General features: G+C 57.7%; 1 protein-coding gene. It reads right to left on the reverse strand.

Going from position 1 to position 3,344, the window contains the following annotated elements:
• Positions 1-3,133 (reverse strand): SpvB/TcaC N-terminal domain-containing protein (locus tag P8Z34_17110; protein ID MEJ2552393.1); only part of this gene is annotated, 3,133 nt, incomplete at its 3' end.
• Positions 3,134-3,344: the final 211 nt, after the last annotated feature.

Raw genomic sequence — 3,344 nt, forward strand, 5'->3', positions numbered from 1 at the left:
CCTGCATCGATGTATCGTATACATAGACTACACGCGTGGCGACGTAGGTGGAATCGCCCTCATAGGTCCGCGTAACCTCAAAATTCGTCCTGGTCCAGTAGATCTTCAGATCGGTGTAGGTGTGATGGTCCTCGTCCTCGGGCAGGTCGCTGGTGGCGTATTCTTCGGAAGAATACTTGGTTTCTGACTCGCTATACAGATTCCCCTGTCCGTCTCTGACCTCGGTCTTGTAGGATCTGCCCTTGAGGATGTCGTCCTGGTAGTACCAGGTCGTGGTTTCCAGGCCGTCGGCGCCGATGGTGCGCGACCATTCGTGGCCGCGGAACTGGGTGTGCTCCTCGTAGTAAGGGTAGTCCGTCGAGACGCCGTCCGAATGTTCCTCGTCGTTCATCGCCCCGCCGCCGTATTCGTAGTCGAAGGTGATTGGCGAGGCGTTGATCCCGTCGTGGAGCCGCTTCTCAACCACGCGGTAGCGCGTGGGCATGACGTACATTTTTAAGATGTTGAGACCGCAGAAGTCGCAGCCGAACAGCGGCAGGACTTTCGTTGCATCCCCAGGCACGGTCAACGTGGCGCTGAGAGTTTCCCAGCCCCAATCACTCCCCGGATGGCCAATTGGCACATCATCGCTCCATATCTCGGTATTACTGTCGTCGATCTCGATCCCGAAATTGACATGGGTTCCGACGTAGCCATTTACATCGCCCGTGAAGCGGTAGTTCGAGCCGGGGAAGTACACGTCCAACTCCAGGTCCGGGAGTTCGATTTCATCTTGATAGATCGGATCACTCCCGCCACGGTATTTTTCTTTTCCCTCGTCGTTGGTTTCATCGGCGTTCCACGCGTCGTACTCGAACTGGAACACCCCGCCGTAGCCGTTCTCGGCGCGGGTGAGGTGCATCTGGTCGCCGTATTCGAAGGTATAGGCTGGCAGCGCTTCTGTTCCACCGATGCCGAACTCCTGTACCTGGATCAACGTTGGCGTGTCACCTCCTTGGTCCCATTCGACGTTGGGGAAAATCAAATCTTCCGCATCGCTTGCGTAGGTGAATACGTACTTGCGGATCAACTCTTCATAGATCTCATCCCCGTCGGCATCGTGCTCGATGCGGATTTCGCTGAGCAAAGACCTCTTGAAGAGAATGCGGTAGCTCTTGTAATCCCGCCATTTCCCTTCGAAGTCCGTTCGAGGAATGCGGGTGAAGACGACGCGGTAACGACTGTGCGGATAGTAAATCGCCGAAGGATACACCGCAACGGTGTGATACGATTGATAACCGCTGCAGTGTCCCACGGAGACTTTCTGTTCGTACTCGTATTCGTAATGAATTTCCTGGCCATGGACGTTGCGAACTGTAAACAAAGGCCACTGCCAGCGGCGCAGCATCTCAACGCCGCAGGTGGTGAAATCGGGGTAGTACGGGCCTGGTCCGAAATAGTAACGCGTTCCTGTCTTGTCCCACACCAACCAGAACGAATTATCGATGGGATATCCGGCCGAACCTTCGATCGGATAATGGCGGATGCGCATGAAGGAATGGTCCGCCGTCTGGTACTCGACGTAATCGCCGTTGCCGTCGGTGCCCTCCCCTACAGGCAGCAGCAAGCCGCCCATGCCGTTGACGGTCAGCGAGAAGGTGTCATCGTCCTGGTAGTCGGAGGTGCCGTTCATGTTGCGCTGGATGTAGCCGGTGTCCAACGACCAGCCCATGCCCGCCCAATCGGCCTGGGTGTAGTTGTTGGCGCCGTCGACGGTCTGGCTGTTGTAGCTCAGTACGAGATTGGGCTGCAGCCCGCCGGGACCGGCAGGCACTTCGATGGGCAGCGAGTAGGTCCCTGCGCCGGTGAACCCGGCCACCTGGAAGTTGTCCAGGGTGGGCAGGCGCGCCGCCTCCCAGTCCTGGGTGTTGAAATCGAAGACCGAGAGGTGATCGACCTCGGCGGACATCACATTCGCCTCCGTGTCGACCATGGTCACCATCGGCACCCAGCCTTTGTCCTTCTTGCTGTAGTAGAAGATGGTCAGCGAAGACTCGTCACCGTGGATCTCGTCATCCTCGTAGTGCATCTCCAGCGTGAAGGAGGCAGTGAACTTCTCCACCAGGGCGCGAGTGTCGGCTCGCGCGGCGACGATCTCCACCGGATGCCCGCTCAGCGAGTCGGGGATACCAGAGTAGCGTCCGGCGTTGCGCACCCGCACAGTAAGTGATTGCTTTACGGCTTGTTTTGGGAATTTAATGCGTACCCGGCCGTCGAGTCCGTCGATCTCGCCGCCCTGGGCGCTCAATGTGAACAGGCTGCGGTCGCCCAAACTCAATTTGGCTTCGGTCAGCACGACTTCGTCCTGCAGCAGCTGGGCAGCGATGGCGAAGGGACCTTCAGCATTGGGGGCGACCTTCCATTCGAATTCGCCCGTCTCACTTTCCACCGGCACGCGCAGCGTGAGGTTTTTCTGGTCCCATTCCTTTGAGTCCTGCCCGTGGGGGCGGATGCCCTCCGGCATGCTGATCGCCAGCTCGAGGTTTTCGGTCGATTCCAATTCGTTCCAACCTTCGATGGCGTAGGCGATGGTGAACGACTTGCCGGGCATGATCGCTTCTTCTGTGGTTTCCAAAATCAAGGTCAACGGGATTTCACTCGGAGTTGGCGTGGGGGAAGCCGTATCCGTTGCTGTCGATGTGGGCGTGCTTGTTGCTTCCGCAGTCATTGAGGGGGTGCTGGTTTTTGTCCAGGTGGGCGTGTCCGTCGCTTCCGCGGTGGCCGAGGGCGTTTCTGTGGGGGTTTCCATGTCCGTCGTCGTGGCGGTAGCAGATGTAGATGGAGTCGGCGTCCCTGTCTCGGTGGGCGTAGGTGTTGGGGTCGGCGTATCCGTCGCTGTCCCGGTCGGCGTACCCGTGGTTTGCGGTTGCAGGTTGGGATGCGCCTTCGCCTGCGGCTGAATGGAGGCGAGCGACTCGGATTCCGAGCCGGTGTTGACCGCCAAACCGGTGAAGAGCATGTCATCCACTTTTTCATCCAGGGCATGCTGCACGCCGGCGAAGACGGTCGCGCCGGGCGGAAAGGCCATGCCGAGCAGCATGGACACGCAAAGCAGAATCCGGACGGATGCCATGGACAATAGATTGTTTTTCATGGAAAGACTCCCCCGAAAGTGGATTTCGCGCCCCCATTAATGAGCGTGGGCTAACTTGATAATCAGGATACAACATTTCCTGTGGCGCGATCAAGACGTTGTTCGCACAACTTTTCTATGTTTACCCTACGATCGCGCAGGATAGTTACGGGAGGTTTACCTTGGTATTACCATTTGGTAACGGAAGCCAATAAGCCCGTGTGGTTATTAC

The sequence above is a fragment of the Anaerolineales bacterium genome, assembly GCA_037382465.1.
Taxonomy (GTDB): Bacteria; Chloroflexota; Anaerolineae; order Anaerolineales; family E44-bin32; genus WVZH01.